The 23,945-nt window shown below is 69.2% G+C and carries 25 protein-coding genes and 2 pseudogenes; 19 read left to right on the top strand and 8 right to left on the bottom strand.

Going from position 1 to position 23,945, the window contains the following annotated elements:
* Positions 1-531, bottom strand: a 531-nt coding sequence (locus RH94_RS43565; RefSeq protein WP_234425817.1) for a LysR family transcriptional regulator, incomplete at its 3' end; no start/stop codon positions are given.
* Between the two features lie 80 nt (positions 532-611).
* Between RH94_RS43565 and RH94_RS16555 the strand changes: the two genes are divergently transcribed.
* The 3 genes from RH94_RS16555 (at position 612) to pglW (ending at position 6,828) form a co-directional block, all read left to right on the top strand.
* Positions 612-1,292: an MOSC domain-containing protein gene (locus RH94_RS16555; protein WP_073948356.1), complete on the top strand. Its 681-nt coding sequence runs from the start codon at positions 612-614 to the stop codon at positions 1,290-1,292.
* A gap of 97 nt (positions 1,293-1,389) precedes the next feature.
* Positions 1,390-2,163 carry an SDR family NAD(P)-dependent oxidoreductase gene (locus tag RH94_RS16550; protein WP_073948355.1) on the top strand — a complete coding sequence of 258 codons (774 nt, stop codon included), beginning with the start codon at positions 1,390-1,392 and terminating at the stop codon, positions 2,161-2,163.
* 240 nt (positions 2,164-2,403) lie between these two features.
* A complete protein-coding gene (gene pglW, locus RH94_RS16545; RefSeq protein WP_073948354.1) occupies positions 2,404-6,828 on the top strand; it encodes a BREX system serine/threonine kinase PglW in 4,425 nt (1,474 codons plus the stop codon).
* A 75-nt stretch (positions 6,829-6,903) separates the two neighbouring features.
* On the opposite strand, the gene RH94_RS16540 is transcribed toward pglW, so the two are convergent.
* Positions 6,904-7,230 carry a protein kinase family protein gene (locus RH94_RS16540; RefSeq protein WP_073948353.1) on the bottom strand — a complete coding sequence of 109 codons (327 nt, stop codon included), beginning with the start codon at positions 7,228-7,230 and terminating at the stop codon, positions 6,904-6,906.
* Positions 7,231-7,233: 3 nt separating this feature from the next.
* On the opposite strand from RH94_RS16540, the gene RH94_RS16535 reads away from it, so the two are divergent.
* A complete protein-coding gene (locus RH94_RS16535; protein ID WP_073948352.1) occupies positions 7,234-8,220 on the top strand; it encodes a hypothetical protein in 987 nt (328 codons plus the stop codon).
* Between the two features lie 23 nt (positions 8,221-8,243).
* Positions 8,244-8,387, top strand: a complete 144-nt coding sequence (locus tag RH94_RS40755; RefSeq protein ID WP_158073059.1) for a hypothetical protein — start codon at positions 8,244-8,246, stop codon at positions 8,385-8,387.
* Positions 8,388-8,561: 174 nt separating this feature from the next.
* On the opposite strand, the gene RH94_RS16525 is transcribed toward RH94_RS40755, so the two are convergent.
* A complete protein-coding gene (locus RH94_RS16525) occupies positions 8,562-8,777 on the bottom strand; it encodes a hypothetical protein (RefSeq protein ID WP_143204027.1) in 216 nt (71 codons plus the stop codon).
* A gap of 146 nt (positions 8,778-8,923) precedes the next feature.
* On the opposite strand from RH94_RS16525, the gene RH94_RS16520 reads away from it, so the two are divergent.
* The 4 genes from RH94_RS16520 to RH94_RS38820 all read left to right on the top strand — a co-directional run bounded on the left by RH94_RS16520 (position 8,924) and on the right by RH94_RS38820 (position 11,345).
* Positions 8,924-9,262, top strand: coding sequence for a PadR family transcriptional regulator (locus RH94_RS16520; RefSeq protein ID WP_234425816.1), 339 nt, complete (start codon positions 8,924-8,926; stop codon positions 9,260-9,262).
* Positions 9,263-9,278: 16 nt separating this feature from the next.
* On the top strand, positions 9,279-9,713 hold the full coding sequence (locus RH94_RS16515) for a hypothetical protein (RefSeq protein ID WP_073948348.1): 435 nt from the start codon (positions 9,279-9,281) through the stop codon (positions 9,711-9,713).
* A 267-nt stretch (positions 9,714-9,980) separates the two neighbouring features.
* On the top strand, positions 9,981-10,841 hold the full coding sequence (locus RH94_RS16510) for a helix-turn-helix domain-containing protein (RefSeq protein WP_073948347.1): 861 nt from the start codon (positions 9,981-9,983) through the stop codon (positions 10,839-10,841).
* A gap of 54 nt (positions 10,842-10,895) precedes the next feature.
* Positions 10,896-11,345 (top strand): hypothetical protein, encoded by a 450-nt coding sequence (locus RH94_RS38820; protein ID WP_079189068.1) that lies wholly within the window; start codon positions 10,896-10,898, stop codon positions 11,343-11,345.
* Positions 11,346-11,612: 267 nt separating this feature from the next.
* Here RH94_RS38820 and RH94_RS16495 read toward each other — a convergent pair whose 3' ends face one another.
* Together RH94_RS16495 and RH94_RS16490 are read right to left on the bottom strand one after the other, a co-directional pair.
* Positions 11,613-11,915: a DUF397 domain-containing protein gene (locus tag RH94_RS16495; protein ID WP_079189067.1), complete on the bottom strand. Its 303-nt coding sequence runs from the start codon at positions 11,913-11,915 to the stop codon at positions 11,613-11,615.
* A gap of 389 nt (positions 11,916-12,304) precedes the next feature.
* The gene (locus RH94_RS16490; protein WP_073948345.1) at positions 12,305-12,652 is read right to left on the bottom strand and encodes a hypothetical protein; all 348 of its coding nucleotides are present in this window, start codon (positions 12,650-12,652) and stop codon (positions 12,305-12,307) included.
* Between the two features lie 267 nt (positions 12,653-12,919).
* Here RH94_RS16490 and RH94_RS16485 point away from each other — a divergent pair, with 267 nt between their 5' ends.
* The 7 genes from RH94_RS16485 to RH94_RS16455 all read left to right on the top strand — a co-directional run bounded on the left by RH94_RS16485 (position 12,920) and on the right by RH94_RS16455 (position 17,267).
* On the top strand, positions 12,920-13,660 hold the full coding sequence (locus tag RH94_RS16485) for a DUF433 domain-containing protein (RefSeq protein WP_143204026.1): 741 nt from the start codon (positions 12,920-12,922) through the stop codon (positions 13,658-13,660).
* Positions 13,657-14,121 (top strand): hypothetical protein, encoded by a 465-nt coding sequence (locus RH94_RS16480; RefSeq protein ID WP_073948343.1) that lies wholly within the window; start codon positions 13,657-13,659, stop codon positions 14,119-14,121. The genes RH94_RS16485 and RH94_RS16480 overlap by 4 nt, the downstream gene beginning before the upstream one ends.
* Before the next feature lie 164 nt (positions 14,122-14,285).
* Positions 14,286-14,684, top strand: a complete 399-nt coding sequence (locus tag RH94_RS16475; RefSeq protein WP_234425814.1) for a hypothetical protein — start codon at positions 14,286-14,288, stop codon at positions 14,682-14,684.
* 260 nt (positions 14,685-14,944) lie between these two features.
* Complete coding sequence (locus RH94_RS16470; RefSeq protein WP_073948341.1) at positions 14,945-15,172, top strand: hypothetical protein; 228 nt, start codon at positions 14,945-14,947, stop codon at positions 15,170-15,172.
* Positions 15,173-15,193: 21 nt separating this feature from the next.
* The gene (locus RH94_RS16465; RefSeq protein WP_199880981.1) at positions 15,194-15,742 is read left to right on the top strand and encodes a DUF6879 family protein; all 549 of its coding nucleotides are present in this window, start codon (positions 15,194-15,196) and stop codon (positions 15,740-15,742) included.
* A 273-nt stretch (positions 15,743-16,015) separates the two neighbouring features.
* Complete coding sequence (locus RH94_RS39675; RefSeq protein ID WP_158073058.1) at positions 16,016-16,705, top strand: tetratricopeptide repeat protein; 690 nt, start codon at positions 16,016-16,018, stop codon at positions 16,703-16,705.
* A complete protein-coding gene (locus tag RH94_RS16455; RefSeq protein WP_158073057.1) occupies positions 16,692-17,267 on the top strand; it encodes a GNAT family N-acetyltransferase in 576 nt (191 codons plus the stop codon). The genes RH94_RS39675 and RH94_RS16455 overlap by 14 nt, the downstream gene beginning before the upstream one ends.
* A 118-nt stretch (positions 17,268-17,385) precedes the next feature.
* Here RH94_RS16455 and RH94_RS16450 read toward each other — a convergent pair whose 3' ends face one another.
* Positions 17,386-17,919 carry a hypothetical protein gene (locus RH94_RS16450; protein ID WP_073948337.1) on the bottom strand — a complete coding sequence of 178 codons (534 nt, stop codon included), beginning with the start codon at positions 17,917-17,919 and terminating at the stop codon, positions 17,386-17,388.
* Between the two features lie 324 nt (positions 17,920-18,243).
* Here RH94_RS16450 and pglX (RH94_RS43560) point away from each other — a divergent pair.
* Together pglX (RH94_RS43560) and pglX (RH94_RS43555) are read left to right on the top strand one after the other, a co-directional pair.
* Positions 18,244-20,118, top strand: a pseudogene (pglX, locus tag RH94_RS43560) (BREX-2 system adenine-specific DNA-methyltransferase PglX); the annotation flags it as partial.
* Between the two features lies 1 nt (position 20,119).
* The coding region (pglX, locus tag RH94_RS43555) for a BREX-2 system adenine-specific DNA-methyltransferase PglX (protein ID WP_234425813.1) at positions 20,120-21,982 on the top strand (1,863 nt) is incomplete at its 5' end.
* Positions 21,983-22,048: 66 nt separating this feature from the next.
* Here pglX (RH94_RS43555) and RH94_RS16440 read toward each other — a convergent pair.
* Together RH94_RS16440 and RH94_RS16435 are read right to left on the bottom strand one after the other, a co-directional pair.
* The gene (locus tag RH94_RS16440; protein WP_073948336.1) at positions 22,049-22,255 is read right to left on the bottom strand and encodes a DUF397 domain-containing protein; all 207 of its coding nucleotides are present in this window, start codon (positions 22,253-22,255) and stop codon (positions 22,049-22,051) included.
* A complete protein-coding gene (locus tag RH94_RS16435) occupies positions 22,252-23,097 on the bottom strand; it encodes a helix-turn-helix domain-containing protein (RefSeq protein ID WP_073948335.1) in 846 nt (281 codons plus the stop codon). The genes RH94_RS16440 and RH94_RS16435 overlap by 4 nt, the downstream gene beginning before the upstream one ends.
* Before the next feature lie 282 nt (positions 23,098-23,379).
* On the opposite strand from RH94_RS16435, the pseudogene RH94_RS41420 reads away from it, so the two are divergent.
* Positions 23,380-23,945, top strand: a pseudogene (locus tag RH94_RS41420) (hypothetical protein); the annotation flags it as partial.

Below are 23,945 nucleotides of genomic sequence, written 5' to 3'. Positions count from 1 at the left end.
GGGCACCAGTCCCACGAGCCGGTCGGTCAGCAGCGGCCGTACGACCAGGTCCTCCCACTCCTCGGCGCCCGTCGCACCCTCGTAGCGGAAGGCGAGCGCCATGTCGCAGTCGCCCGCGCGCAGCAGTTCGACCGACCGCGGCGGCTCGGCCTCCTCCAGGGACACGCGTGTGCCGGGGTGCGCGGCGCGCAGCGCGGCGAGCGCGGCCGGTACGAGGGTGGAGCTGCCGCTGGGGAAGGAGACGAGCCGTACGCGTCCGGCCCGCAGCCCGGCGATCGCGGCGATCTCCTCCTCGGCCGCGGTGAGCCCGGCGAGGATGGTGCCCGCGTGCCGGACGAGCGCCTCGCCGGCCTGGGTCAGACGCATCTCACGGCCGGCGCGGACCAGCAGCGGGGTGCCGACGGACGCCTCCAGGGCCTTCATCTGCTGGCTGACGGCGGGCTGGGTGCAGCCCAGTTCGCGCCCCGCCGCCGAGAAGGAGCCGGTGGTGGCCACGGCGCGCAGCACACGGAGATGACGAGCCTCGATCACACCATCGAGCATAAGCGAGTCTTTGGCGGCCCGCGGAATAACGCGTCGACACTTTCACAACCGCCCCCTACCGTGCCCCCATGAAGCTTCTGTCAGTGAATCTGGGCCGTCCGCGGGCCGTGCCGTACACCGACCAGCCCGAGGGCGTGACCGGCATCGACAAGCGGCCGGTGGACGGACCGGTGCGGGTGGCGGCGCCCGGAGCGAAGGGTGTCGGCGCGAGCGGGCTGGCCGGGGACGCGGTGTGCGACACGCGGCACCACGGCGGCGACGACCAGGCGGTGTACGCGATGGCGCGCGAGGACCTCGACGACTGGGAGCGCGAACTGGGCCGGACGCTGGCCAACGGCGCGTTCGGCGAGAACCTCACCACGCTGGGCCTGGACGTGTCCGGCGCGCGGATCGGCGAGCGCTGGCGCATCGGCTCGCCGCTCGGCCCGTCGGTGCTCCTGGAGGTCACGTCCGGGCGGATCCCCTGCCGTACCTTCCAGGGCCATCTGGGTGAGAAGGGCTGGGTGAAGCGGTTCACGCGCAAGGGTGCGCCGGGCGCGTACCTGCGGGTGCTGGAGCCGGGCGAGATCCGGGCGGGCGACCCCGTCGAGGTCGTGCACCGCCCGGACCACGACGTGACCGTGGCCCTGCAGTTCCGGGCCATGACGACCGAGCGCCCGCTGCTGCCCCGGCTGCTCGCGGCGGGTACGGCGCTGCATCCGGAGTCGCTGGCGGCGGCACGGAAGTACGCGCACGCGTACGCGGACTGACCGCGCGTCACCGCCCGTTCCCTCACCTGCCCCCCACCGATCGGAAGGACCTGTGCGGAAATCGGAGCCGGACGCTCCGGACGACTAATCTTTCGGCATGACAACGGCTCTGATTACGGGATCGACCGCGGGCATCGGCGCCGCGTTCGCGCGGCGGCTGGCGGCCGACGGCCACAATCTCGTCCTGGTGGCGCGTGACACCAAGCGCCTGACGGAACAGGCGACCGAGCTGCACGACCGGCACGGCATCGAGGCGGAGGTGCTGACGGCCGACCTGGCGACGGACGACGGCATCGACGCGGTCGCCGCCCGGCTGCGCAACCGCACCAACCCCGTGGACCTGCTGATCAACAACGCGGGCTTCGGCAACAAGGGCCGCTATCTCGACGTACCGATGAGCGACGAGCTCAGAATGATCAAGGTGCACATCGAGGCGGTGCTGCGGCTGACGTCGGCGGCGACCGGGGCGATGCGCGAGCGCGGCCGGGGCGGGGTGGTGAACGTGGCCTCGGTGGCCGCCTTCGTGCCGCGCGGCACCTACGGGGCGTCGAAGGCGTGGGTCGTGCAGTTCACCCAGGGCGTGGCGCGCGACCTGGCCGGCAGCGGCGTACGGCTGATGGCGCTGTGCCCCGGCTTCGTCCGCACCGAGTTCCACCAGCGGGCCGGCATGGGCACGGACAACATCCCGAACTGGATGTGGCTGGACGCGGACAAGCTGGTCGCGGCGGCGCTGGCGGACCTCGACCGCGGCAAGACCCTGTCCGTCCCGGACCCCCGCTACAAGGCGCTGACGGGCCTGGCGAAGGTGGCGCCCCACGGCCTGCTGGGCGGCGTCACCTCGAAGACGGGCCGCAAGTACGGCCCGCAGTGACCGCACGACCAGGCTGACGGTACGGCCCGGGCTCAACGACCTGATCGACGAAAACCGCCACAGCCGCGACTCCGTCACCCCCAGGTCACCATCGGCCTGGACGCCGTCCGCCGCGACTTCCGCGGCCGGGCCCGTTGTCGGAGGGGCCGACTAGGATTTCCGGACTGCCCTTGGCAGAGACCGTGCCACCGGCTCGGTCGTCTCCTTCTGTTTCTCGCCGTCCGTGTCCGGAGGTGCCAGGTGTCCGCTGCTCCCAAGCCGGCAGCTCCCGCTCCGCGTGAGCGGTGGTTCCAGCCGCGGCGGTCCGGGTTCCGGTGGGAGCAGGAGGGGCTGGACCACCTGCGGAACCTGATGCCGAGGACCGAGCCGTACCGGGCGTGGGCGACGTTCCAGTTCACCGGCGCCTCCGGCCGGATCAACGAGTGCGACCTGTTGATCGCGGTTCCCGGCGGCCTCTACCTCCTGGAACTGAAGGGACATCCCGGCCGGGTGGTCAACCACGGTGACACCTGGCAGTTCCACGGTGACGACCGGGTCCGCACCCTGCGCAACCCGCTGCACCTGACGGATCTGAAGGCGAAGGAGCTGAAGGGGCAGTTGGAGCGGGCCGCCCGCTCGCTGGGGATGGACCCCCGGCAGGTCCCCTTCATCAAGCCCGCGGTCTTCCTCCACGACCCGGGGCTGGTGAGCGGGCTGGACGACTTCCAGCGCACCGCCGTCTACGGGCGCAACGAGGGGACGAGCGGCCTGCCGAGGATCTGGGACGGCCTGCTCGGCCGGCCGCCGGAGCGGGAGAGCTGGCGCGTCACCCCGGTCGTCAGCCAGCGCCTGGAACAGCTGATGCAGAGGATCGGCATCAGCCACTCCACCGCTCACCTGCGCTTCGGCGACGACTGGAAGCTGCATCCGCGGGCCCTCGACGCCGGTCCCGGCTGGGAGGACCGGCTGGCGGTGCGGGACGACGGCCTCGTGCAGGAGAGCGGACGCGTCCGCATATACCTGGCCGGGCAGGCCGCCTCCGACGAGCAGCGTGCGAAGGTGGACCGCGCGGCCCGCCGTGAGTACCAGGTGCTCCAGGGCATCAACCACCGCGGCATCGTGCAGGCGGTGCAGATCCGTGAGCACCAGGGCGGCCCGGCGATCCTCTTCCGGCACCGCGAGTCCGACCTCCGGCTCGACGCCTACCTCGACGCGTACGGCGGGCAGCTCACCCCGCCGCTGCGACTGGACCTGGTGCGACAGCTCGCCGAGGCGGCCCGCTACGCGCACAACCGCTCCCTGTACCACCGTGCGCTGGCCGCCCGTTCCGTCTACGTGTCGGCACGCGAGGACGGCAGCGAGCCGGTGCTGCGCATCGCCGACTGGCAGACCGCGGCCCGTGACTTCGAGACCACCCTGCACCGCTCGCTGGGCGACACGCCGCTGGACGGTGGACTGATCGCCGACACGGCGCAGGTGTACCTGGCGCCCGAGACGGACCAGGAGTTCGCCGACCCGGTCGATCTGGACGTGTTCGGCCTGGGCTCCCTCACCTATCTGCTGCTGACGGGCCGGCCGCCGGCGGACCGCCGCAGTTCGCTGCTGGAGCGACTGCGGAGCGACGGCGGCCTGCATCCCTACGCCGTCACCGACTCCGTCTCGGCGGCTCTCGACACCCTCGTGTTCCGGGCCACGACAGCCGACGTGCGCGACCGCCTCGCGTCGGTCGACGAGTTCCTGGAACTGCTGGCCGCGGCCGAGGCCGACGCGGCGGCCCCGCAGTCCTCCGCCGGCCCGTCCGCCGACCCCCTGACCGTGCAGCCGGGCAAGCAGCTGGACGCCGACTGGACGGTGGTGCGCGCGCTCGGCACCGGGGCGACGGCCCGGGCCCTGCTGGTCCGGCGTACGGCGGCGGACGGCGAGGAAGAGGCCCTGCGCGTCTTCAAGGTGGCCCTGGACCGGGAGAAGGACGCCCGCCTGTACGCGGAGGCCAAGGCGCTCAAGGAGGTCGGCGGCGGCCGGATCGTGAAGCTGCTCGCCGAACCGCGCGAGCTGGCGGGGCACACGGTCCTGGAGATCGAGTACGCGGGCGGCTACCGCGGGCAGGGCGACCGGGAACCGGTGAGTCTCGGATCCCGGCTGCGCGACCAGGGGCCGCTGGGTTACGACCAGTTGGAGCGGTTCGGCAACGACCTGTTCGACGCTCTGGACGCACTGGCGGCCCGCGGAGTGCGCCACCGGGACATCAAGCCGGACAACCTCGGTCTGTTCAAGCGCAGTGACGGCTCCTGGCAGCTGATGCTGTTCGACTTCTCCCTGGCCGACGCCCCGGACCAGGACGTGCACGCGGGCACGCGCGGTTATCTCGACCCGTTCCTCGGCGGCGCGGGGCGCTCCCGTTACGACGACCACGCCGAGTGGTACGCCGCCGCGGTCACCCTGCACGAGATGGCGTCCGGGGAGCGGCCGGTGTGGGGCGACGGGCAGGGTGATCCGCGCATGGTCACCGACGCCGCGCTGCACGTGGCGGCCGAGCTGTTCCCGCAGGCGCTCAGCGAGGGTCTGAAGGGCTTCTTCGAGCGGGCGCTGCACCGGGACGTGGAGCAGCGCTTCGACACGCTGCGGCAGATGCAGGAGGCGTGGCGGCAGGTCTTCCGGACCGCGGACGCCGCCCGTCCGGCGACCACCCCGGCGACCGTCGGCATCAGCGCGGACGACCTGGAGGACGCCCGCGAGCAGGCCGCCGCCGCCGCGGGTCTGACGACGCCGCTGGCGGCGGCCGGTCTGTCGCCGCGCGCCGTGTCGGTCGCCGAGGGCCTGAAGGCGCACACGGTCGAGCAGCTCCTGGACATTCCGCCGCACCACATCTCCCGTGCCCGGGGTGCGGGCAACGCGATCCGCAAGGAGCTGAACCGCCGCCACCGCCAGTGGACGCAGACGCTGCGCCGCCGGCCCGCCCCGAAGAAGCCGGTCGCGCTGGAGCCGGACGCGCCCGAGGAGGCGCTGGAGTCGGTCGACACGCTGGCGGCCCGGCTCGCGCCGCCTGCGGGCAAGCGCCGTACGAGGCCACGCTCCGACGTGGTCCGCGCGACGCTGCAGCTCCCGGGCGTGCTGGAGGCCGGTGAGGCGCTGGAGCCGTGGCCGGCGCAGAGCCTGATCGCGAAGGCGCTGGGCATCAGCCGGCCGACGGTGTCGCAGAACCAGCAGGTGGCGGTCGACGGCTGGGCGCGGCTGCCGTGGCTCGGCCGGGTGCGCGACGAGGTGGTGTCCATACTCACCGAGCGCGATCGCGTCTCCACGGCCGAGGAACTGGCGGCGGAGCTGCGCGCCCGGCACGGCGCGGGTGCCGGCACGCCCGCCGAGAGCCTGGCGAAGTCACTGGCCGTGGTGCGGGCCGCGGTCGAGGCGGAGATCCGCAAGCGGGACGACGACCGGCCCGACGCCGGGTCCGGGGAGCCGGTCGAGGCGCCGGCACGGCTGGCGGTGCAGCGGCGCGGCGGCCGGGTCGTCATCGCGCTGGAGGACCAGCCGGGTGCCGACGACCCGACGCCCGCCGAACTCTCCGACTACGCGGCGGCGCTGGGCGAGGCCGCCGTCGACCTGGCCCGGCGCGACCCGCTGCCGGGCCGCGCCACGGTGCTGCGGGAGCTCCGTGCCGTGCCCGCTCCCGAAGGCATGGCGCCGCTGGCCGACACCCGGCTGGTGGAGCTGGCCGCGTCGATGGCGGGCGGGGTCGCGTTCTCCCCGCGCCTGGAACTGTTCCCGCTGGACCTGAGCCTGTCCCGCGCCCTGCGCATCTCCCAGGCCCCGGCGGGGGTCCGCCCGGAGAGCGGCATCACGGCCGACGACCTGCTGTCCCGGGTCCGGGCGCGGTTCCCCGGCCTCGCGGTGCTGGACGAGACGACGTACGTCGAACTGTCCGAGGCGCTGACCGAGGCGGGCTTCCCGCTCGCCTGGAACCCCGACCGGCGTCGCTTCCACCCCAGGGCCGAGGAGGGCGCCGGCAGCCGCCTCGGCCTGTCGTCCTCCGTCCTCACCAGCACGAGCTCGCTCTACGCCGCCGCCCAGGGCCGCATCGCCGAGGGCCGGGACCCCCGGGAGGTGCTGTCCGCCCGGCTCACCGGGGCCCGCCGCCGCGGCGGCTTCCTCGCGCTCACCCTCAAGGGTGCCGACCTGCCGGGCGTCGCCGACGCGCTGGCGGACCGGTACGACACGGTCGCGATGTCGCTGAACGCCCTGTTCCTGGACTGTCTGCGGGAGCTGGCCGAGGAGCAGTCGGTGCGCTGGCAGGCCCTGCTGAAGGCGGACGCCAAGTACACGGCGACCGGCACGCTGGGCGCGGCTCTCGCCTCGTACACGCGGCTGGCGGCGGAGCGGGTGCGGCAGCGGGCCGTCGAGACGGCGGAGCGCACCGGCCCCCGGTCCGTCCTCCTCGCCCACGAGGCCGGCCTGATCGCCCGCTACTGGGAGGCGGGCGGCCGCGAACTGCTGGCCGCCCTCCAGCAGTCGGCCCGCCGCCCCGCCGACACCCCGCACGGCCTGTGGCTCCTGCTGCCCGCGGAGGACCCGCGCGCCACACCGACCCTGGACGGCCGCACGGTGGAGGTGGTGGACCGGACCACCGAGTGGGAGGTGCTGGACGGGCTGTTCCTCAAGAGCGTCCGCACGGCCGGTTCACCCGCCTGATCGCTCGGTTCGGCTTGCCAAGTCCCGTTACCGACGATTCACTCGCACGAAACGCGGTTCGGCCGCGGTCGCTGCTCAGCGCACAAGTCCTCGCACACGGTCCGGGACGGACCCCGCGAACGTCACCATGTCGAGGTGGTACGTCGCTCGCTCGGGGTTCGGGAACCGCACGTTGTGGCGGTAGTAGCGGTGGAAGCCGATGATGAGCGCCGCGTGCTCGATCTCCAGGGGGAGGGCCGCCCGGTCCGCCACTGCCAGAGGGCGTTTCTTCTCGTAGCCGCAGAGCAGGGCTTCGAGGCGTTCGTGGGACAGGAGCCCCACGCCGTCCTGGGCCAGGCCCACCGCCGCCATGCCGAGGTCGAGCAGGGGGTCGTCGAGGAACTCGACGGCGGTCTCCCCCATTCGGTGGTCAACACCGGCCTCACGGTCGAGTGGAAGTTCTACGTGCGGGCCGAGCACCTCCTGCACGGCACCTGCCCCGTGCCGGCCGAGATGGCCGCCCGAGCCGCCCCTCAGGAGCCCCTGGATCTCACGTTCCTACGGGGGCGTCGCCGCATCGGGGTACTGGACGAGCAGAAGGGCGTCAGGCTCCGGGTGGACGGCGACGAGCCGTTCCTGGCGGGGCTGACGTGGCAGCCCTTCGTCCTTCCCGGGACCCGCGTGTCGGTGCGGTGGGACACGTGGAGGAAGCTCCGCCTGGCCTACACCCCGCTGGACAAGCCCGTCGTCTTCGGCGGCACCGTGGTCCGCTACGCCTACGACCCGAGGATCATGACCCGTGAGCTCGCGGCGTTCGACGCACGCGTGGACCGGGTGGAGGAACTCGTGCTGATCGCGCCGCGTGAGCTGGGATACCTCGACGAGAGGGGCCGGGCGCTGCTCCCGAAGGAGGCGCTGGTCCGGAACACCGTCGAGCGAGCGCAGTCGGAACGGCCGGCGAGAAAGAAGATCCACGGGGCGATCGAGCGGCTCCTGTCGCGCAGGGTCCTCACCTGGGAGCAGGGCAGCATCAACCGGGCGGCCGTGCTGCACTGTCCCGCACGACGCGGGGAGACGCCGGTTCCGCTGCTCTGCTACGCCCCCACGCTCCGGGTGGCGGATCGTGAGGACCTGCGGAACGACGACGCGGGCGCCGGGTACGGCACGAGCGCCCATCGGGTGGCGGGACACCTGATGCGCATCGGTCACCTCGGCAAGGAAGCGAGCGCGGAGGCGATAGCCGCCTACCGAGAAGACCACAAGAGAGCCGGTCCGGCCGGGCCCCATGAACTGCCCCGCGGATTCACCTACGTTCGTGAGCACGAGCGAGGGATACAGGCAGCGACCTGTGTGCCGGTGGAGTGGCACCGAAACGGCGTGTGCGGTCACCGCGGGTGCGCACGCGTCCGGTAGCCAGGCGGGGTCCACTGCCGGACGTGGACGGCCGGACCGTGGAGGTGGTGGACCGGGCCGCCGAGCGGAAGGTGCTGGACGGGTTGTTCGTGAGGGTGCTCAGGGAGTCGCGCTCGACGCGGCGAGTGTCCGCGCCGTGGACCGCCGCCGGACTCCCGGAGCAATGACGGTCGGCAGCACGCCTGTCTGCCGTAGTTCTGCGGCATGCCCGTCTCCGGTACGAGTGGCGACGGCACAGCAGGCCGAGCCTTCGCCGAACGGTATCCACGAGGCCTCCGCTGGTGAGCGGGCGCCTCGCGGATACCGCACAGAAGGGCAACAGAAGGGCATGGTGGTCGCCACTATGGCAGGGGCGGCTGTCCCCAGCGGAAGGCGCTCCAGCCGCTCACCGCCGCGATCAGCCACAGCAGCAGCGCCAGAGAGATCCGGAGTTGCAGGTGCCGTCCCGCCTTGACGACCAGTCCCGAGCGGTCGAGCCGGAAGTCCCAGGCCAGCGGCTCCTTCCCGACTCCGTCGTCGCCGCTCCCGCCCTGCTTCTCCGCAGCCATGTCTGTCACGGTCCTCTCCTTCGTGTCTCCACCGGACCCTACAACTCTACCTAGGTCATATACAACCTAGGTAGAGCTAACTTCATCGGCTTCGACATCCGGCAGACGCCCCGAATGCGGCATAACTAGTAGACGACTTAGGTAGAGTTAAGGATATGAGTGGATTCCGAATGACCAAGCAGACCCAGCTGGTCCTCAAGGAGCTGCTCCAGAACCCGACGCGAGCCCATTACGGGCTGGCCATCGGCCAGGCGGTGGAACTGCAGAGCGGAACCATCCAGCCCATCCTGGCCAGGCTCGAACGAGCAGGGATACTGGAGAGCTACTGGGAGGACGCCGACGAGCACGCCGCGAGCAACCCTCCCCGGCCGCGACGCCGTTACTACAAGTTCACCACGGACGGCGCGGAGCGGGCCCGGCTGGCCCTGGCCCGCGCCTACAAGAGCAAGCCGGTGAAGTCCGGTGAAGCACCCACCCCCGTCACGGACTTCTGATCGGACTGCGCATTCGATGGTCACTGCTCTCGCCACCGCCGTCCTGTCCGTCACGGCGGCCCTGCTCCTGCTCCTGACTCTGCTGCTGACGAGGCACGGAAGGAAGACAACAGCGCAAGTGATCCGACTGCTGCCCAAACCGCTGGACGCCTTCCTGAGCCGGGTGGGGAGGCGGGTCATGCTCCTGTGGAAGCTGGGCCTCTCAGGGGGAGCGCGCCAAAGGTGCTCCGTGGCCGACCGCAAGGACAGGCGGGTGGGTGCCCGCCTGCGTCTCATCAGCGTCTTCCTCCCCAAAGAGGAGAAGTGGCGCCTTGAGGAGACGATGAACCACCGCAACGAGCTGCGAGAGAACGGCGGGCGCCTGCCTCGCTTCTACTACCTGGTCAGCTTCGTGGGAGCGTGCAGGATGCGGGGGGAGGCATGGACGAACCCCAAGCGGCGGGTCGACTGAGACCAGCCCGGACGGAGACGAGAGAGCGACCCGACACGGGCAGGGCCCCCACGGCCGTGGGGGCCCTGCCCGTGTCTGAGCACTTCTCCACCCTCCGCCCGTGACCTACGCCGGCCGTAGGCGCACCGCCCTCCCCCTCCGGCCGTGCACATACCATTCAGCTAGTGGCTATAAGCCACCTTCATAATGAACCGTTCTCATTGACGTAGGCTTTTGGTGCATGGCAGAAGACGTCCCGGGTACACGCACACGACGGAAGGAGCGGCGATGACACCCTCTGTTGACCCCAGTCTCAACCGGCGGAAGCTGCGCATCGCGCTGCGCCGGGCTCGCGAGGAAGCCGATCTCACGCAGCGCGAGGCAGCGGAACGCGTGGAGTGGTCCCAGTCCAAACTGATCCGGGTGGAAACCGGCACGGTGAGCATCTCCGTCAGCGACCTGCGCGCCCTCATGCAGGTCTACGGGATCACCGAGCCCGCGGTGGTCGAGGAACTGGAGGCCGCAGCCCGCGGGAGCAAGGGATCCAGCTGGTGGTCGAGCTTTCACGACGTCGTCAACCCGCAGTTCGCGCAGTATCTGGGCTACGAAACCGCGGCCGTCAGCCTGTCCACGTACCACCCCATCGTGGTGCCCGGCCACTTGCAGACCCGCGGGTACGCGGAGGCGCTCCTCACCCCCCGCGGTCTTGAGCCCGATCGGCTCAAGCGCGTGGTCGACCTCAGGATGAAGCGCCAGGAGCGTATGTTCGGGGGCGAAGGTGACTTCGAGGCCCTGTTCATCCTCGACGAGGCCGCCGTCCGGCGCCGGATCGGTGGGAACGCGGTGATGGCGGAGCAGCTCCAGCAACTGCTGGACTTCGGTGCCCGGCCCGATGTGACGATTCGTGTGCTGCCCTTCGAGGCCGGCGCCCACTACAGCACCCTCGGCAGCTTCGTCCTGCTCGGCTTCGCCGACGACGAGGACCTGCTGTACCTGGAATACGCCACCGGCAGCATGACCGGAGGCGAGGATCCGGAGCTGCTGAGGCGCTACCAGAATTGCCTGGAAGACATTTCGCGCCTGGCGCTGGACAGTTCGGAGTCGCTCGGTCTCATCGGCCGCATCAAGCAGGACCTCGACACGGACTAGCCGGGCCGGGCCGCGGCACCGACTGCCAGGGACGGAAGCAGGGGGAGGATCGACGTGGCGAGGTCAGCGTGGCGGCGACTGCGCGAGCTGACGCTCACTTCCGGGAGAGGAAGCGGCCGTACAGGCTCCACCGATGAGGAGCTCGAAGAAGAGACCGATCAGGACTTCATCCGGACGGAGGACACCGCGAACGGAGACGACCCTCTCGAGCACCGCGGGTCCGACGACATGGCAGTCGTCGGCGCCTTCACCGTGCTCGCCTTGCTGTTCATAGTGAGCGCGCTGTTCATCGCGTTCAAAGCCATCGTCTGGCATCTCGACTTCTCGCGGACAGTCGTCCTCAAGGTGATGGGCAGCATGATGGCCGGCACCCTGGTGACCGGACTCGCCTGGTGGGCAGGGAGGACATGGCGACTGCGCGAGAAGGACTCCAGGGGCTCTAGCGAGGTGAACCCGCCCGCGGGACGTACGGAAGACGATCAGAACTCGGTGGGGACGCCGTGACGGAATGACCGCCACCCCACAGGCCTGCACTCACCGAGACAGCCAGGAGCACGGCCACCCACAGAATCCGCTTGGCCAGGGTGCTCTCCACCAGCAGGGAGGCGGCAGCGGCCGTGGTCGTGGCCACCGCGCCGACGACGAGCAAGAAGACGGCGGCTGCACCAACGCCGACGGGACGTGACCGGCCCCCGCGCTCCGGACGCTGCGCTGCGGACCTTTCGATGTCCATAACAGCCTCACACCTCTTGTCGACGGCCCGTAAGAAAATCATGAGTCCTTCAGCTCCCCGCGTGACACGGCACGGAGAAAACCTGTCCAGGCGACGGCGGTGAAGTGCAGCACGGCCGTGGCAGGTTGCTTCGAGTCACGCGCAAGGACACGCCTCGCATGCACCGCTACCTCCACGCACTCCGTCTCGTTGCCACAGGCGCTGCTCTTACGCCATAAGGGTCTCCCCTCATGAACCACCGCAGTCCCCCCGATCCCCGAGCTGCCAGAATGGTGCTTCCTGATCGTAGTGGGCGGTTGGGCACCGCCGCAGGCGAGTGCTCCAAATCTTTGGGCGAGCATTCGCTGGTAGCACCGACCCGATCACGAAGAGCTACCCAAGTTCAGGTTAGGTCAAGCTCACCTGGACGTGCCATGCGAAATCCGGTCCTGTGGGGGTACGCCCGCGCAGCCGACCTTGCCTTCCGCGCCGTCGATCAGTACGCGTCCACCGGCGCGTGCCTGGCAGCTGGACCGGGGAGACGGAAAGGCCCTGCGCGCCACGGACGGGAGTGCGGCTCTCGATGGTCGCCGAGCAGGGCATCAGGCCGGCCGCGTGCGGTTCGGCGAGCAGGAGACGGTGCAACGCGTCCCGTGGTTCCGAACAGTGGTTCACCCGCTCGCCTGCTGTCGGGCGGAACCGGGCCTGGTGCGGGCCTGGTGTCCTGCGCTCTCGTTCCGCTCGCCCCCACTCAGCGGCCGGCCTCGGATTTCCTGGCGGCCTGTATCTTCCTCGCCAGTTTCGCCAGTCTCCGTTCCTCCGCCTTGTTCCCCCCGGTCAGCCGCTTCTGCCGCTCCCGCTGTGCCTCCTCGGGGGTCAGCCGCATGTAGGCGGGCGCGATCTTGGGAAGCCCGCTCAGGGGATCGGCACCCCGGTCCGCGACGGGGGCGGGGCGGGAGCCGGGGAACTCCTTGTAGTTGGCGTCCCGGGCCTTCTTCTTCCGGCCCGTCCTGAACGATTTCCCGGTCCCGGGCACGGACGGGCTCGTCAGCTTCCAGGCCTTGACGGAGCGACGGGCGAAGCCGGGTGAGGAGGCCACAAGGCGAACCCGTCGAGCGGGATGTGGCGGCTGGTCCGGGAGATCGTCCCGGCGCATCTGCAGAACTGAACCGCCTCCCCCCTCACTCATGTTGCAGCAAGACAGTCCGTGGAGTCCGGCTGCGGCCGCTGCTCGGCCTCCGTACGCCCCCTGGTGCGTGCCGCCTGCGGGTTGTCACCCGATGGTGGATATCGTCTGCCGCCGCCGTCGGGACCGTATATCGTCCTGCGTCTGCGGCTGGAAGACTGGGGGGCGGAGGTGGTGGAGGTGGCTGACCAGACGGACGACGTCCGCTTCACCGTGCCGCTGTACACCCAGGCGGAAGCCGCAGGCTACCTGGACATGGCCCCGTCCACTTTCCGGAATTGGGCGCGGGGCTACCGCAACACCTACCCGAACCGTCCTCAGGTGGTCGGCACGCCCCTCATCACCTACCTCGGCTCGCCCCACTCGCCGCATCCGTCCATTCCGTTCATCGGCCTGGCCGAAGGCATGTTCCTGTCGGCGCTGCGTCGCGCGGACGTGCCTTTGCAGAAGATCCGGCCGGCGCTCGAGCTGGTCCGCGAGCGTATCGGGGTCGAGCACGCGCTGGCCTCCCGCCGGTTGTACGTGGCAGGGGCGGACCTCCTGTACGAGATCGGCGACGATCTCGGCGGCGAGGACAAGCGGGAGACACGCAAGCTGATCGTCCTCAAGAACGGGCAGTACGTGTTCCGCGAGGTCATCGACCGGTTCCTCACCCGGATCGAGTACGACGAGCCCGGTGACGGCCCCGGCGACGGCTACGCCCGCAAGATCGACCTTCCCGGGTACGAGGTCGCCGAGCTGTCCGTACTGCCGGGCGTGAACTTCGGGCGGCCGTTCTTCACGGCCACGGGGACACCCCTGTACGTCGTGGCCAACGATCTGCGCGCAGGAGAATCAGTGGCAGACGTCGCCGAGGACTACGACTTGCCGGTGGACCAGGTCACCGAGGTCCAGGAACGGATCGATCGCGAGGCGGCATGACCGAAGCGGGGGGACTGCGCCTGTTCCTGGACCGCAGCACAAACGCGAAGAGCTTCGCGCAGGCGGTTCGAGAACTGTGCCCGAACGTCCTGACCATCGGCGATCTCTACGGCGTCACGCCCGCCGAAGCCGTGCTGGGCCAGCAGTGGATCGCCGACGCCAGCGCGGACGGCCGGATCTGCGTGGGAGCCGACAAGGCCATTCTGAGCAACCTGCTCGAACTCCGGGCCATCCTCCAGCACTCGGCCCGCTATCTGGTGTTCACCGACAACAACACCCCCACTCGTCAGCGCATCGCCCACTTCCGTGAGCTGTACGACCACATCGTCCCGCTCGCCGGCATCCCCGGCCCGTGGGTGTACAAGCTCACCCGCGGTGGGCTGCAGGCAGTGACCGCCGACGTGCTCCGAGCCCGTCTGGAGCAGGCCATGGAGCGAGCGAACAAGCGGAGCGACGAATAGCGGCAAACCCTGCCTGCTTCAGGATGCGCCCGGCTCGGATCGAAAGCTTCCACAAGAGCTCGGGACCGGGGACGCGTGAGCTGCTATACATCCCGTACGGTCCGTAATCGGCAGGGGGTGGGGGTCGGGTGGATCCGATTTCGGCGGCGCTTCTCGTGGCACTCGTGAGCGGCGCCGGAGGTGCCGCCGGCACGCAGGCGTGGGCGGCGCTCGGCAGGCTGGTGCGTCAGCCGTTCCGGCGTGCCGATCAGGCGCTGCCCGAGGAACCGGCTTGGGGACTGAGGGAGTTGGAGGACCTGGAGGAGAGTCCTCAGGACACGGGCCGGGCGCAGGCGCTTGCCGGCGTGTTGCAGCGGCGGGCAGCTCACGACCCCGACTTCGCCCGCTCCCTCGCGACATGGCTGGATGAGGCGGGTCCGGTGCCCACAGGGACCGGAAACGTGCGCAACACCGTCAGCGGCGGTTCCCAGGGAAACCTCCTCCAGGCCCGGGACCTGCACGGTCCCGTGACCTTCGGTACCCCACCCGCGCCGGACGCCACGGCCGGAGAGCGGACCGATTGAGTGACCTCTGGCCCGGACATCACGCGCCGGGCCTGCTTTCCGCCACAAAACTCGATGCCGGAAACTGCCTCACCAAAACTCACATCCGGATTCCCGGGAACACATCGGGACCGTTTAGATCATTGGATCTTCAGCCCGGAAGGAAACGGAACAAGCCAAAATTTCCCGGCGTTGCCATTCGGCTGAAATAATCTTGACGCGCCACATTCATCAACTCTACTCTCACGCGAACCGAGATTGTCATCCAGAAGGCGGCGAGGATGAAACTCATCAAACTGTACAAGGACCAGGGCTCGGGCGGAAACGGCTGCCCCACGGTCTACCTGGGCGAGAACGGCGAGCTGGTCGTGCAGGGACACGTCGTGGACAGCGCGACCTTCGCGGAACTGGAGAACGTCCTCCCGGGAGAGGGCGCCGTCCGCATTTCCGCGGACGTCGTGGCCGGCGCCATGGAGCGGTACCACAGTCAGCACAGTGAGGGGCGGTAGGTGGGACGCAGGTTCTCTTCCTTGGCGGATGAGGAATTCAACCGCCTGTTCACCGAATTCAAGTTCACGGCCTACCGTCTGGAATCCCTCCAGCGATATGACGTGTCCTATGAGCAGGACGAGTTCGCGCGCTTCCTCTCGGGCGAGTCGAGGGGTGAGTTTCCCGGCATCGCGGAGTGGATCGACGGCACCGTCGCCAAGGCGGTGGCCGCGGGGAAGATCGTGAGCCGAGTGCACGTGGTCGAGCTGCCGATGTCCGACTACGTCCGCTTCGAATGCGCGTGGGCGTACGAGCACACGGTCGAGGCGGGGGAGGACGTGCGGATCCTCCCGGTCTCCCGGCAGGAGTGGCCGCCGGAGCTGCCGCACTACGACTACTGGCTCTTCGACTCCACGCAGTTGGTGGCGATGTACTACGAGGAGGACGGAAGTTTCTCGTCCGCCGAGATCATCGACGACCCCCGACGGATCGTCGAGGCGAACCACTGGCGCGACGCGGCCCAGGCGTCCGCCGTCCCCTACCGGGAGTTCGCTCGCGCCCATCGGGATCAGCTGCGCGTTTCGGGCTGAACGAACACACGAGTCACGGAGACCTGGACCAGACACATGGCCGACGAGCCGACATCCGTCTCGAACGAGTTCTCCGGCGGCGACAGCGACGTGGTGGTCCAAGCCGGAACCGTGCACGGCGGTGTACACGTGCACCGTTCCGGTCGCTCCTTGCCTCCGCCCCGCCAGCTTCCCTACGAAGTACCGGGGTTCGTCAACCGCGCGCACGAGCTGACCACGCTGGACGCTCTGCACCCGCGGCCCGCCGACGAACGCGAGGGCGCACCGGCTGTCGTGACGGCGATCACCGGAGGCCCTGGGGTGGGAAAGACCGCGCTCGCACTGCGCTGGGCGCACCGGGTCCGCCGGCGCTTCACCGACGGTGATCTGTACATCGACATGCGCGGATACAACAGCGGCAACACACTGGGACCCGAGCAGGCCCTGACCTCCTTTCTGCGGGGTCTGGGGCTGGTGGCCCTGGAGCAGCACGACCCCGGCGCCCAGGAGCACTTCGAGGCCGCGCTGACCGTGTTCCGGGAGCACGGCATCAGGCGGGGTGAGGGAATGAGCCTGCTCAGTCTCGCGGAGTGCGCCCGCTCCCGCGGCGACCATGCGGAAGCCTCCGCGCTCTGCCGTCGCGCCATCGACATCTTCCGTTCGATCGACGACAGGTGGAGTGAGGCCTGGGGGGCGCTTCCCCTCGCCGAGAGTCTCGGCGAGCTGGGTGATTTCCAGGAGGCGGAGCATCACCTGGGGCGAGCCCTGGGGACTTTCCGTGATTTCACGGACCGGCGAAGTGAGGCGTTGACACTCAGGCGTCTGGGTGATGTGTCCGCGGGGCGTCGCGCGCTCACCGCCGCCCGCGACCTCTGGACACAGGCCGCGGCGATCTACGAGGAGCTCGGGGACGCGCTTTCCGATGAGCTTCGGAGGCAGGCCGAAGGCCTCCCGGACGCGATCGACGGAGATGACCGTGGTTGAGCCGAGCGAGGTCGTTTTCGAGGGGGGCGGACGCGATGTGGCCGCCGACTGGTTCCGTCAGATCTGCGCCTTGCACGACAGTGTCTTCTCGGTCGAGCCGTTCGCCTGGGTGCCGGAGATGTCACCCCAGCACGAAGAAGAACTCAAGAGCCTGATGGTGCTTCCGGGCTTCAGGTCGACCATAGCCAGACAACGGAATCGACTCGTCGGGTACGTTTACGGCCACCCGCTCGCCGTTGACCATGGATGGTGGCTCGACTTCACCCACCCGCTTCCCGTCGACCTGGTCCGGGAACGGGAAGGGCGGACCTTCGCCGTCATAAGCCTGGGAGTCCTCACCGAATGGCGTGGTCATGGCGTAGGAAGGCGTCTGATGGGGGAACTCCTGCGAGACCGCACAGAGCAGCGCGCGGTCCTCTCGGTGCAGCCGACCGCCGTCTCCACACAGCTTTTCTACCAGCATCTGGGGTGGCGGAAAGTCGGCAGGAAGGGTCCTCTGCCCGGCGTCACACCGCCCTACTGGGACATCTATGTCCGTGAACTGAACATTCCGAACGTGTAGCGCGCCCCAGGCGAGCCGATGGACTTCCGAACGGTGGTCCACCCGCTCGCCTGCTGCCGGGCGGAACCGGGCCTGGTGCGGGCCTGGTGTCCTGCGCTCTCGTTCCGCTCGCCCCCACTCAGCGGCCGGCCTCGGATTTCCTGGCGGCCTGTATCTTCCTCGCCAGTTTCGCCAGTCTCCGTTCCTCCGCCTTGTTCCCCCCGGTCAGCCGCTTCTGCCGCTCCCGCTGTGCCTCCTCGGGGGTCAGCCGCATGTAGGCGGGCGCGATCTTGGGAAGCCCGCTCAGGGGATCGGCACCCCGGTCCGCGACGGGGGCGGGGCGGGAGCCGGGGAACTCCTTGTAGCTGGCGTCCCGGGCCTTCTTCTTCCGACCCGTCCTGAACGATTTCCCGGTGCCGGGCGCGGACGGGCTCGACGGCTTCCCGGCTTTGACCGGAGCGGCGGCCGAGGCCTTCTTCGTGCGCTGCCCGGGCGGTTTCCCGTACCCGGGCGCGGACGGGCTCGACGGTTTCTCGGCCCTGACCGGAGCGGCGTCCAGTCCGTTGCGCCGCCGTTCGGCGTCGCGGGCGCGTTGTGCGCGCAGGCGCTGTAGTTCCTCCTGCTCCAAGGAGAGCCGCTCCGCGGCCTTGCTCCGCTTGTTACCGGTCTTCACAGGCGTCCTGCCGACCCGGCCGTTCCCACCGTTGCCCACCACACCCCCACATGTCGCTGATCCGCGTGGACGACGACCCGCCGTCCGCCCCGCGGCCCTCCCCAGGGCTGCCGTCCTCCTGCGGTCACACCGCACCACCGGGACGGGTGATGTGGGCGCAACCGTCTGACCAGCATAAATGCCGAGTCGCGCCGAGTGAAGAGTTCACCGCGCACCGATCTCCCCGAGCCCGGTGCGGCCGGGCTGGCAGGATGGGGCGGCGGGCCTTGGGGGGTTCGCTGGGGAATCGGTGCATCCGTGACGATCGCGGGGCCGGCGAGCAGGATGAGAGGTGCGGCTGTGACGGTGACGGCTGAGGGGGCACAGGGGGCGGGGGCCTCGCTGGATCGCACGCGGCTGCTCAAGGACCTCCAGGCGCAGGCCCGGCTCCTGGAGGACGACCTGCGCGAGCGCACCGAGAGCGAGCCCCGGTTCCGCGACGCCCTGCGCGCCGAGTACGACAAGGCCGTCGCCGCGGAGCGTACGGCGGCCATGTACGAGACCTGGCGGGACGAGCGGGTCGTCCAGATCGCCGCCGCGTGGGTGCTGGCCTGCGTGTTCGTACGGTTCAGCGAGGACAACGGGCTCATCCCGGACCCGTGGCTCTCCGGCCCCGGCGACCGGCTCGCCGAGGCGCAGGACCGCCACGACGACTTCTTCCGGCAGAACCCCTCCCTGAACGACCGGGACTGGCTGCTGGCCTCCTTCGACGCGCTGGCCGAGTCCCACCGGACCGTGGCGGGGCTGTTCGACCCCGCCCACAACCCGCTCTTCGAGGTCCTGCCGTCCTACGAGGCCGCGACCGCGCTGCTCGCGTTCTGGCGGCGGCGGGGCGCGGACGGCGAGGTCGTCCACGACTTCACCGACCCCGAGCTGGACACGCGTTTCCTCGGCGACCTGTACCAGGACCTGTCCGAGCACGCCCGCAAGACGTACGCGCTGCTCCAGACGCCGGTGTTCGTGGAGGAGTTCATCCTCGACCTGACCCTGGAACCGGCGGTGGAGGAGTTCGGCCTCACGCCCGCGTGGAAGCACCGGCCGGCGGGGTGGGACGGCGAGGTGTTCGCGGACGGTCCGGAGGGGGCGGAGGTCGTCCGCGGACTGCGCTGCATCGACCCCGCGTGCGGGTCCGGTCACTTCCTGCTGGGGCTGTTCCAGCGGCTGCTGGACAAGTGGCGGGAGGCCGAGCCGGGCACCGAGGCGTGGGTGCTGGTGCGGCGGGCGCTGGAGTCCGTGCACGGCGCCGACAAGAACCCGTTCGCTGTGGCCATCGCGCGGTTCCGGTTGCTGGTGGCGGCGCTGAAGGCTTGTGGAGTACGGGAGTTGGGGGCGGCGCCCGAGTTGCCGATCCGGGTGGCGGTCGGGGACTCCCTGCTGCACGGGCGCGGTGCGGAGACGGTGACCGAGTCGCTGGACACGCTGTTCGCGGAGAACGAGCCGTTCTACTACCGGACGGAGGATGTGGAGGGGTACGCCCGGGAGGTAGATCTGCTCGGGCGGGACTCGTACCACGTGGTGGTGGGGAATCCGCCGTACATCACCGTCAAGGACGCGAACGAGAACAAGAACTACAAGGCCGCGTACGACGCGTGTTATCGGCAGTACGCGTTGTCGGTGCCGTTCGCGCAAAGGATTTTTGAGCTGGCGATTCGGGCGGGGGGTAGTCGGCGGGACGGGGGGTTCACGGGGCAGATCACGGCGAACTCGTTCATGAAGAGGGAGTTCGGGAAGAAGCTGATTGAGGAGTTCTTTCCGCGGGTTGACCTTACGCATGTGATTGATACGTCGGGGGCCTACATTCCGGGACATGGGACGCCTACGGTTATTTTGGCGGGGCGGAATCAGGTGCCGCGACAGGGAAATGCTCTGCGGGCAGTCTTGAGCGTTCGGGGTGAGCCTGGCCAACCAACTGACCCGCACAATGGTCTCGTCTGGCAGGCGATCACCAAACAGCACGGCTCCCCCGGAAGCGAGTCGGAATGGATCTCCGTTGAAGATGCCGACCGAAGCCGGTTTGCGCGCCATCCTTGGGCGCTCAGCGGCGGCGGGGCGGCACCGCTGAAGGAGAAGATCGAGCAGGGTACGACGCCGCTCTCCGGGCTAGGTATCGAGATCGGCTCTGGCGCAGTGACACGTGAAGATAGCGCGTACCGGGTCACGNGCGGGCGCACTTCGCAGGCACGGTATTGCAGCTCAATTTCAGCGCACCCTCCTCGAGTCAGAGAACATTCGAGATTACGGCTACGACGCGCCAATCGCGGGCCTTTGGCCGTATGACAGCACCACACTCGAGGCGCGCAGTAACGAAAATATCGAACGCTTCCTCTGGCCGAGCCGCGTCATCCTTCGCGAACGAGTCGCATACGGAAAGACCCAACTCGAACGCGGACTCCAATGGTTCGAATACTCGATGTTCTTCCCCAAGAAGTACGAGACGCCAACCTCGATCGCCCTTGGGTTTTTCGGTACTCACAATCACTTTACCCTTGACAGGGGCGGCAATGTCTTCAACCGCTCTGCGCCGGTTATCAAACTACCCAAAGATGCGAACGAGGATCAACATCTGGAGTTGCTGGGAGCGCTGAATTCCTCGACCAGTTGTTTCTGGCTCAAGCAGGTCTGCCACGACAAGGGAAGCCAGTCAGGCACCGGCGGTTTCATGCACGACGAGTGGGAGCGATTTTATGAGTTTTCGGTCACAAAGCTGCAGAGCTTTCCCATCCCGAATGGCCTCCACCCTTCATTGGCATGCAAACTCGACACGCTCGCCGCGGAATTCGAGACGCACGAGCCGTCCGCGCTGTTCCGAGCGGATACTCCTACACGTGAGGCGCTGAACGGCGCTCGACGCGCTCAGGAACAGACTCGGCTCCGCATGGTCGCCTTCCAGGAAGAACTGGACTGGACCGTCTACGGGGCCTACGGGCTACTCAGCGCCGACGAGGTCGCCCGGACCACCATCCCTCTGGATGCCGATGCCAACATTCCCGAAGTCGCCCTCGGGCAGCGGGCGTTCGAGATCGTGCTCGCTCGCAGTGGTGCCGAAACCGTCTGGTTCGAGCGGCATGGGTCCACTCCTGTCACCGAGATCCCCACTGCATGGCCTGAGGCGTACCGCAAGGTTGTGCAAGCCCGAATCGATCTGATCGAGGCCAACAAGGACATCCGGCTGATCGAGCAGCCCGAGTACAAGCGCCGATGGTCGACCGAGACCTGGGAGAAGCGCGAGGCCGCCGCGATTCGGAACTGGCTACTCGACGCCGCCGAGCGCGAGGAGCTGTGGTTCGAGGAACGGGACGGGTTCACCGTGCCACGTCCGCTCACCATCAACCAGCTCGCCGACGAGCTGCGCCACGACAAGGACGTGCAGGCCATCGCCACGCTCTACGCCGCCGACCACCTCGGCAAGCGTGACGCCTCCCTGGCCACCGTCCTGGCCGCCGTGATCGAGCCCGAGCACGTGCCCTACCTCGCCGCCCTGCGCCACAAAGACTCCGGTCTACGCAAGCGCTCCCAGTGGGAGCAGGTCTGGGAGCAACAGCGTGAAGAGGACCGGACCGGACAGCGGCTCGACATCAAGGTACCGCCGAAGTACACCAGCGCAGACTTCCTCAAGCACTCCTACTGGTCCCACCGTGGCAGGCTCGACGTGCCCAAGGAGCGGTTCATCTCCTACCCCGGCGCTTTCCCCGAGGCCGACGGCTCCCTGCTACTCGGCTGGGCCGGCTGGAACCATCGCGACCAGGCCGACGCCCTCGTCAGCCTGATCCGCGACCGCGTCGAGAACGGCGGCTGGGCCAAGGAGGACCCCCGTTTCGTGCCTCTCCTCGCCGGTCTGCGCGAGGTACTGCCCTGGGTCCACCAGTGGTACGGCGAGTACGACGAGGAGTGGGAGGGCAACCCCGCCGAGGAGTTCCAGGCCGCCCTCGAAACGGGCCGTACGGAACGCCAGCTCTCCGAGTCCGACCTCGTCAACTGGCGTCCCGAGAAGAAGACTCGCGGTCGCCAGAAGAAGAGCGAGTGACCGGCCTACGGACATGAGTGAGGGGCGGTAGGGAGCGACACGGCTCCCTACCGCCCCTCGCTCACATCAACCGCGTACGGCCATCCGCACGAACGCCGTCCACTGGCCAGCGGGAACGTTGAGAACCGCCGCGTCCGGCCGCTTGGAGTCGCGAACCAATACGGCCGTGCCAGCGTCCGCGACCTCGACGCAGTCTCCACCGTCGCCCGCGCTGTAGCTGCTCTTGAACCAGTGCAGTTCGCCGACGGCAGGCTCGGGGCTGCTTGCCTTCATAGCTCTCCCAACAACTTCTCGATGAAGATCAGCGACTCCCTGGGATTCAGCGCCTGGGCTCGGAGCACGCCATACGTCGATTCCAGCGGGCTGACCTTCTTGGGCTCGGTGTGCAGGGCACTCAGTCCCTGTACCTCCACGTAGGCCATCCTGCGCTCATCGCTCGCGTGGATCAATGTCAATGGCCCGGCCAAACCGGCGTGTTCCTCACGGCCTGTCGGCATGACCTGCATCTCCACGTTGCGCTGGTGTCCGTAGATCAGAAGCTGCTCCAGTTGGCCACGAAGAACTTGTGCCCCACCCAACGGACGACGCAGCACATGCTCGTCGATCACGCAGCTGAGCAGTGGGGCCGGACGCCGCGCGAAGAACTTCTGCCGTTCCATGCGGGCGGCCACACGCTGCTCGATCGTCTCCTCGTCCAGCAGAGGGCGCCACATGCGGAAGACCGCACGCGCGTACTCCTCCGTCTGCACAAGCCCCTTGACCGCGTGGTTCGAGTACGCGTGCAGCTCGACCGCCTCCGCCTCCAACTCCGCGTACTGCCGGAAGAACGACGGATACCGCGCCTTGGCCACCTCCTTCTTCATGGCCATCAACACCCCCCGCGCCCCCGTCTCCCGGTCCAGCGCGTCGATCAGCTCGGGCTTCGGGATCCGCCGCCCCTGTTCCACCGCCGCGATCTGCGCCTCGCCGTACCCGACCCGCTTGCCCAACTGCGCCTGGGTCAGACCGGCCATCTCCCGGAAGAGCTTCACCTGGCGACCGAAGCAGCGCAGGAACCCCCCGTTGGAGTCCGCCTCCGCGGCCGCACCCGCGCCCGAGTCCGCACCCGACTCCATCCGCCTCGCCCCCTCGGTCCCGTGCCCATCACCCGCTGTGATTGCACAGTAGGACGCGCGAGCGTCAACCACGCTCCGACCAGGGCAATTTGCCTCGTACGGGTGAACGCCGCACGCGAAAGCTTTCTTCACTCATCGCGTCCACACGCACACGCTCCGTGCGGTACGGTCACCTCGACAGCACGTCTTCCGAGCGCCTAGCCGGGCGCACACGAAGACGGCCCCCGGGACGGTAGCCGCCGTCCGCGAGGGCCTGAACCACCAGTGGAACAGGACTCCACCGTGATTTACCGGCACTGTATCGCGCCCCCGCGCGCCTTCACGCAGTTCTCCCACGACATCATTCGGCACCCTCGTCTGTCCTCGGACGCCGTCCGTCTCCTGACCTGGCAGCTCTCCCTCCCGCAGGGAGCGCGCGAGTCCCTGTCGCGCACCGCCGAACGCGCCCGTATCGGCGCGACCGCCTTCACCCGCGCCAAGCGCCAGTTCAAGGAAGAGGGCTTCGTGCACGAGCGGCGCGTGCAGGTGCCCGGTGGCCTCTGGGTGACCCAACAGCTCGTCTCCAACGTGCCGTTGAACCCCGGCGAGGCCGCCAAGATCCTCGCGCAGACGCCCGTGGCCGCCGCACCCGCACCCGTACCCGCACCCACCCCCACCTCGGCGAATCCCGTGTCGCCGCAGGTCGCACCGGGTCGCCGTAATCCGGCCGTCGGTGTCCCGACTCCTCGGCCCACCGACGGTCATCCAAGGAAAGACCCTGGGGAAAACACCTCCCACCATCCCGCCGCGCCCGAGCCCCAGCCCGGACCCGAGCCCCGGCCGGAACCCGACCCCGTCACCGACCAGGC

Source organism: Streptomyces kebangsaanensis, assembly GCF_001906585.1.
In the GTDB taxonomy this organism is placed as follows: domain Bacteria; phylum Actinomycetota; class Actinomycetes; order Streptomycetales; family Streptomycetaceae; genus Streptomyces; species Streptomyces kebangsaanensis.
The sequence above is the reverse complement of the archived record's forward strand: the minus strand, read 5'-3'. Positions and strand labels throughout refer to the sequence as shown.

Excerpts from the sequence above, each read along its gene's own strand:
- RH94_RS16555 (WP_073948356.1), top strand. The coding sequence starts at position 612 with ATGAAGCTTCTGTCAGTGAATCTGGGCCGTCCGCGGGCCGTGCCGTAC.
- RH94_RS16550 (WP_073948355.1), top strand. The coding sequence starts at position 1,390 with ATGACAACGGCTCTGATTACGGGATCGACCGCGGGCATCGGCGCCGCG.
- RH94_RS16540 (WP_073948353.1), bottom strand. The coding sequence starts at position 7,230 with ATGGGGGAGACCGCCGTCGAGTTCCTCGACGACCCCCTGCTCGACCTC.
- RH94_RS16520 (WP_234425816.1), top strand. The coding sequence starts at position 8,924 with ATGAGTGGATTCCGAATGACCAAGCAGACCCAGCTGGTCCTCAAGGAG.
- RH94_RS16515 (WP_073948348.1), top strand. The coding sequence starts at position 9,279 with ATGGTCACTGCTCTCGCCACCGCCGTCCTGTCCGTCACGGCGGCCCTG.
- RH94_RS16510 (WP_073948347.1), top strand. The coding sequence starts at position 9,981 with ATGACACCCTCTGTTGACCCCAGTCTCAACCGGCGGAAGCTGCGCATC.
- RH94_RS16495 (WP_079189067.1), bottom strand. The coding sequence starts at position 11,915 with ATGCTCGCCCAAAGATTTGGAGCACTCGCCTGCGGCGGTGCCCAACCG.
- RH94_RS16480 (WP_073948343.1), top strand. The coding sequence starts at position 13,657 with ATGACCGAAGCGGGGGGACTGCGCCTGTTCCTGGACCGCAGCACAAAC.
- RH94_RS16470 (WP_073948341.1), top strand. The coding sequence starts at position 14,945 with ATGAAACTCATCAAACTGTACAAGGACCAGGGCTCGGGCGGAAACGGC.
- RH94_RS16455 (WP_158073057.1), top strand. The coding sequence starts at position 16,692 with ATGACCGTGGTTGAGCCGAGCGAGGTCGTTTTCGAGGGGGGCGGACGC.
- RH94_RS16440 (WP_073948336.1), bottom strand. The coding sequence starts at position 22,255 with ATGAAGGCAAGCAGCCCCGAGCCTGCCGTCGGCGAACTGCACTGGTTC.
- RH94_RS16435 (WP_073948335.1), bottom strand. The coding sequence starts at position 23,097 with ATGGAGTCGGGTGCGGACTCGGGCGCGGGTGCGGCCGCGGAGGCGGAC.